The 4,961-nt window shown below is 69.7% G+C and carries 4 protein-coding genes and 1 pseudogene; 1 reads left to right on the forward strand and 4 read right to left on the reverse strand.

Annotated elements, in window-relative coordinates:
* Together L0P92_RS42070 and L0P92_RS42075 are read right to left on the reverse strand one after the other, a co-directional pair.
* Positions 1 to 367: pseudogene (locus tag L0P92_RS42070) on the reverse strand (anti-sigma factor); the annotation flags it as partial.
* Complete coding sequence (locus L0P92_RS42075) at positions 364 to 933, reverse strand: SigE family RNA polymerase sigma factor (RefSeq protein ID WP_234768416.1); 570 nt, start codon at positions 931 to 933, stop codon at positions 364 to 366. The pseudogene L0P92_RS42070 and the gene L0P92_RS42075, both read right to left, overlap by 4 nt.
* A gap of 259 nt (positions 934 to 1,192) precedes the next feature.
* Between L0P92_RS42075 and L0P92_RS42080 the strand changes: the two genes are divergently transcribed.
* Entirely contained in the window at positions 1,193 to 2,644 is a 1,452-nt protein-coding gene (locus tag L0P92_RS42080; protein ID WP_234768417.1) for an NCS2 family permease, read from the forward strand.
* 6 nt (positions 2,645 to 2,650) lie between these two features.
* Here L0P92_RS42080 and L0P92_RS42085 read toward each other — a convergent pair whose 3' ends face one another.
* Together L0P92_RS42085 and L0P92_RS42090 are read right to left on the reverse strand one after the other, a co-directional pair.
* Positions 2,651 to 4,096: a peptidoglycan D,D-transpeptidase FtsI family protein gene (locus L0P92_RS42085; RefSeq protein ID WP_234768418.1), complete on the reverse strand. Its 1,446-nt coding sequence runs from the start codon at positions 4,094 to 4,096 to the stop codon at positions 2,651 to 2,653.
* 55 nt (positions 4,097 to 4,151) lie between these two features.
* On the reverse strand, positions 4,152 to 4,814 hold the full coding sequence (locus tag L0P92_RS42090) for a response regulator transcription factor (RefSeq protein WP_234768419.1): 663 nt from the start codon (positions 4,812 to 4,814) through the stop codon (positions 4,152 to 4,154).
* Positions 4,815 to 4,961: the final 147 nt, after the last annotated feature.

The following is a 4,961-nucleotide window of genomic DNA, read 5'->3' on the forward strand; positions in this document are numbered from 1 at the left end:
CCCCCCGCCCCCCCGGCGCCCCCCCCCCCCCCCCCCCGCGCCCCCCCCCGGCCCGGCCCGCGCCGCCGCCGGGGGTGGGCGTCGGCGACGTGGCCACCGTCTGCTGCGGGGTGTCCTCCTTCACGGCGGACGCCACCGCGTAACCGCCGACCGCGAGAACGCCGGCGACCGCGGCCGTGGCCGTCACCACCCGGACCCACCCGTACACGGGCGGCCGGGTCGCGCGGTGGTCGCGGCGGGACTGGCCGGACGGGTCCGCCATACCGCGTTCGATCCGGGCCAGGATCCGCTCGCGGTCGGGCTCGTGCGCCTCGGCCGCCTCGTGCAGCCGGGCGCGCAGTTCGTCGTGCACGTCCCGCCGCATCATCGGTTCCTTCCTCCGGCGTCCCCGGTGCGGGCCATCGCCGCCGCATGCACCTTGAGCGGAGCGCCCTGCGTCCCGAGCAGCCGCTGCAGTTCGGCCATCCCCTTCGAGGTCTGGCTCTTCACCGTACCGACCGATATGCCCAGGGCGAGCGCGGTGTCCTTCTCGGAGAGGTCGAACGCATGCCGCAGCACCACACAGGCGCGTTTGCGGAACGGAAGTCTACGCAACGCCTCCTGGACGTCGACGACCCCCGCCACGTCCGGGTTCTCGGTCCTCTCCTCGCGCTGCGACCAGAACAGCGCCACCCGCCGCCGCTCCCGGACCGCGCTGCGGATCCTGGTGCGGGCCAGGTTGGCGACGACACCGCGCGCGTACGCCACCGGGTGGTCGGCCGCGCGGACCCGGTCCCAGCGGTGCCACAGCGCGAGCAGCGCGTCCGCCGCCAGATCGTCGGCGGCGTCCGCCTCACCCGTCAGCAGATGGGCCAGGCGCGACAATTCTGCGTAGTGACGCTCGAAGAAGGCATGGAACTCCACGGAGGCGGCGTCGTCGACGACCGTGCCCACGGGCGACCCCTCCTGCCTGAGAGTGGCATGTGAGTGACATGTGATCGTCCGGCGATCATTTCGCGATCATCCGGCGAGATCCGGAAGCGTAGCAGTGATCGAATGCCCTGTTCGTACGGGACTTCGAACACCGTATGGTGCGTCGCACGTGAACAGCCCTGATTCCGTAACACGGAGAAAACCTGAACCGCGTTCAACGCGGGAACAATCCAGCCAGCATCCGCACACCGATCACGTCAGGCAGCAAGGAGCAACCGCCATGTCCGAATCGCAGAAGGTGGCCGACCGGTCAAGTGCCCCGCCGCCAGGCGTGAACAGCGTCGACCGGTACTTCAAGATCTCCGCGCGGGGCTCCACCTTCGCCCGTGAGATACGCGGCGGCTTCGCCACGTTCTTCACGATGGCCTACATCCTTGTCCTGAATCCCATCATCCTCGGCAGCGCGAAGGACAAGTTCGGCCACCAGCTCGACGCCGTCCAACTCACCACCGCCACCGCCCTGGTGGCCGCGGTCATGACGATCATCATGGGCGTCGGCGGCAACCTCCCGCTCGCGCTCGCCGCCGGCCTCGGCCTGAACGCCGTCGTCGCCTTCCAGATCGCCCCGCTCATGGCGTGGGACGACGCGATGGGCCTGGTCGTCCTCGAAGGCCTGCTGATCTGCGTGCTGGTGCTCACCGGGCTGCGCGAGGCCGTCATGCACGCCATCCCGCAGCCGCTCAAGCAGGCGATCAGCGTCGGCATCGGTCTGTTCATCGCCTTCATCGGCTTCGTCGACGCCGGGTTCGTCAGCCGGATCCCGGATGCCGCGAACACCACGGTGCCGGTGCAGATGGGCGGCACCGGCCAGCTCACCGGATGGCCGATCCTCGTGTTCTGCCTCGGCGTGCTGCTGACGATCGCCCTGCTCGCCCGCAAGGTGAAGGGCGCCATCCTGATCAGCATCGTGACGATGACGGTCGTGGCGATGATCATCAACTCGATCGCCGACATCAAGGCCTGGGGCCTGACCACCCCCGCCTGGCCCGACAAGATCGTCGACACCCCGGACTTCGGACTCATCGGCGACTTCAGTCTGTTCGGCGCGTTCGGCGAGACCACCGCCATCACCGTCGTCCTGCTGGTCTTCACCCTGGTGCTGTCCGACTTCTTCGACACCATGGGCACGGTCGTCGGCATCAGCGCCGAGGCCGGACTCCTCGACGAACAGGGCAAGGTGCCGAACCTCGGCCGGGTGCTGCTGATCGACGGCGCCGCCGCGGCCGCGGGCGGCGCGGCCTCCTCGTCGTCGGCGACCTCCTACATCGAGTCGGCCGCCGGCGTCGGCGAGGGCGCGCGCACCGGCTTCTCCAACCTGGTCACCGGCGGCCTCTTCGCCCTGGCCCTCTTCCTGACCCCGCTGCTCACCATCGTCCCGCTCCAGGCCGCCGCCCCCGCCCTGGTCGCCGTCGGCTTCCTGATGATGACCCAGGTCAAGCACATCGACTGGGACAAGTACGAGATCGCCATCCCGGCGTTCCTGACGATCGCGGTCATGCCGTTCACGTACTCCATCACCAACGGCATCGGGGCCGGCTTCGTCGCCTACGTCGTCATCAAGCTCGTGCTCGGCAAGGCGAAGGAGATCCACTGGCTGCTGTGGGGGACCTCGCTGCTGTTCCTGGTGTACTTCGCGATCAACCCGATCGAGCAGGTCCTGGGCGTCAAGTAAGCCTTCCTACCCCTTGAGCGCCGCCTCCATCACCTTCTTGGCGACGGGGGCGGCCAGCCCGTTACCGCTGACCTCGGAGCGCTCCGCGTTCGACTGCTCGATGATCACCGCCACGGCGACCTCCTTGCCGTCGGCCTTTCCGTAGGACGTGAACCAGGCGTACGGCGTCTTGCTGTTGTTCTCGCCGTGCTGGGCCGTGCCCGTCTTGCCGCCCACCGTCGCGCCCGAGATCTGCGCGTTGGTGCCCGTGCCCTTCTCGACGACCGTCTGCATCGCCGACTGGAGCTGCTCGGCGGTGTCGGAGCTGACGATCTCCTCGGTGCCGGCGTTGTCGTCGTAGTTCTCCAGGACGTCGCCGCCGCCGTCGGTGATCTGGGAGACCATGTGCGGCGAGACCAGCTTGCCGTCGTTGGCTATGGCGGCCGACACCATGGCCATCTGGAGCGGGGTGGCGGTGACGTCGAACTGGCCGATGCCGGACAGGGCGGTCTGCGCCTCGTCCATCTCGGAGGGGTACACGCTGGTGTACGCCCGCACCGGCACGTCCTGCTCCTTGTCGTTGAAGCCGAACTTCTCGGCCATCTCCCGGACCTTGTCCTGACCCAGGGCGACGGCCATGCTCCCGAAGACGTTGTTGCACGAGTACTGCAGCGCCACCCGGATCGAGGCGTTCTCGCACGGGGCGGACGGGTTCTCGTTGCCCAGCTTGTCGCTGGACTGCGGCAGCGGGTACGGGTCCGGGCTGTCGGTCTTCTCGTCCACCGACGAGTACAGCCCGTCCTCCAGCGCGGCCGCCGCCACGACCAGCTTGAACGTCGAACCCGGCGGCAGCGGCTGGCGCAGCGCGCGGTTCGTCATCGGCTTCTCGGCGTCCTTGGTCAGCTGCTTCCAGGCGTCCGCGTCACCCGTGGTGATCCGCGACGGGTCGTAGGACGGAGTGGAGACGACCGCCAGGATCCTCCCCGTGGTGGGGTCGATCGCGACGGCGGCGCCCTTGTTGTCGCCGAGCGCGTCGTAGGCCGCCTTCTGCACCCCCGGGTCGATCGTCGTGATCACGTTGCCCGGGTCGGACCGCTTGTTGGTGACCGTGTCCAGCACGCTCTTGAGCCGGTTGTCCGTGCCGTCGAGCAGGTCCCGGTAGACGCCCTCAAGCTGTGTCGCTCCGAACGCCTGCGAGCTGTACCCGGTGACCGCCGCGTACAGCGCGCCGTCCTTGTACGTCCGTTTGTACGCCAGGTCGCCGCTCTTCATCGGCGCCGAGCCCGTGACGGCCTCTCCGCCCACGACGATGTTGCCGAGCGGCTCGCTGTACAGCTCGATCGTGGTCCGCCGGTTTTCCTTGTCGTCCGCGAGGGCCTGGCCTTCGTAGAACTGCACCCAGGTCGCCCTGACCAGCAGAGCCAACACCAGCAGCAGCGAGAAGACGGACGCCCGCCTGATCGTCTTGTTCATCCCACTCCGAACGACGATCAGGATGGGGCGGAACGTTCCCTTCCGCCCGGTTTTCTCATCGGGCGTTCATGAAGCCGGCCTCGTAGGCGGCGATCACGGCCTGGGTACGGTCCCGGGTGCCGGTCTTCGCCAGGATCGCCGCCACATGCGATTTCACGGTGGCCGGACCGACCTCCATGCGCCGCGCGATCTCCGCGTTGGTCAGGCCCCGCGCCATCAGCCGCAGCACCTCGCTCTCCCGGCAGGTGAGCCGCGCCACCCAGGCCGGCGGCGCCGGGTACGCGCGCGCGTGCTCGGCCGCCAGGGTGCGCACGGCCGCGGGGAACAGCAGGGTGTCGGTGTGCGAGACCAGCCGTACGGCCTGCACCAGCACGTCGGCGTCCGCCCGCTTCAGCAGGAACCCGGCGGCCCCGGCGCGCAGCGCGTCGTACACGTAGGAGTCGTTCTCGAAGGTGGTGACGACGACGATGCGGGGCGGCTCGTCGAGCGTGGCGAGGATCTGCTCGGTGGCCCGGATGCCGTCTACGTCCGGCATACGGACGTCCATCAGGACCACGTCGGGCCGCAGCTCGCGCACCACGGACACCGCCTCGGCCCCGGTGGCCGCCTCGCCGACCACCTCCAGGTCCGGCTCGACGGAGAGGATGGCGCGCAGGGCGCTGCGCACCATGCGCTCGTCGTCGGCGAGGACGACGCGGACGGGCGGGCGGGTCGTCATACGGGTCCCTTCATGGGCAGTCGTACGTTCAGCCGCCACGCTCCCTCGGCGGCACCGGCCTGTGCGGTCCCGCCCAGCAGCCGCGCCCGGTCGGCGATGCCCCGCAGGCCGTGGCCGCCGCCGGGGCGGCGGGGGGAGGAGTGGCCC

Source organism: Streptomyces muensis (genome assembly GCF_021474425.1).
GTDB lineage: Bacteria > Actinomycetota > Actinomycetes > Streptomycetales > Streptomycetaceae > Streptomyces > Streptomyces muensis.

Excerpts from the sequence above, each read along its gene's own strand:
- L0P92_RS42080 (WP_234768417.1), top strand. The coding sequence starts at position 1,193 with ATGTCCGAATCGCAGAAGGTGGCCGACCGGTCAAGTGCCCCGCCGCCA.
- L0P92_RS42090 (WP_234768419.1), bottom strand. The coding sequence starts at position 4,814 with ATGACGACCCGCCCGCCCGTCCGCGTCGTCCTCGCCGACGACGAGCGC.
- L0P92_RS42085 (WP_234768418.1), bottom strand. The coding sequence starts at position 4,096 with ATGAACAAGACGATCAGGCGGGCGTCCGTCTTCTCGCTGCTGCTGGTG.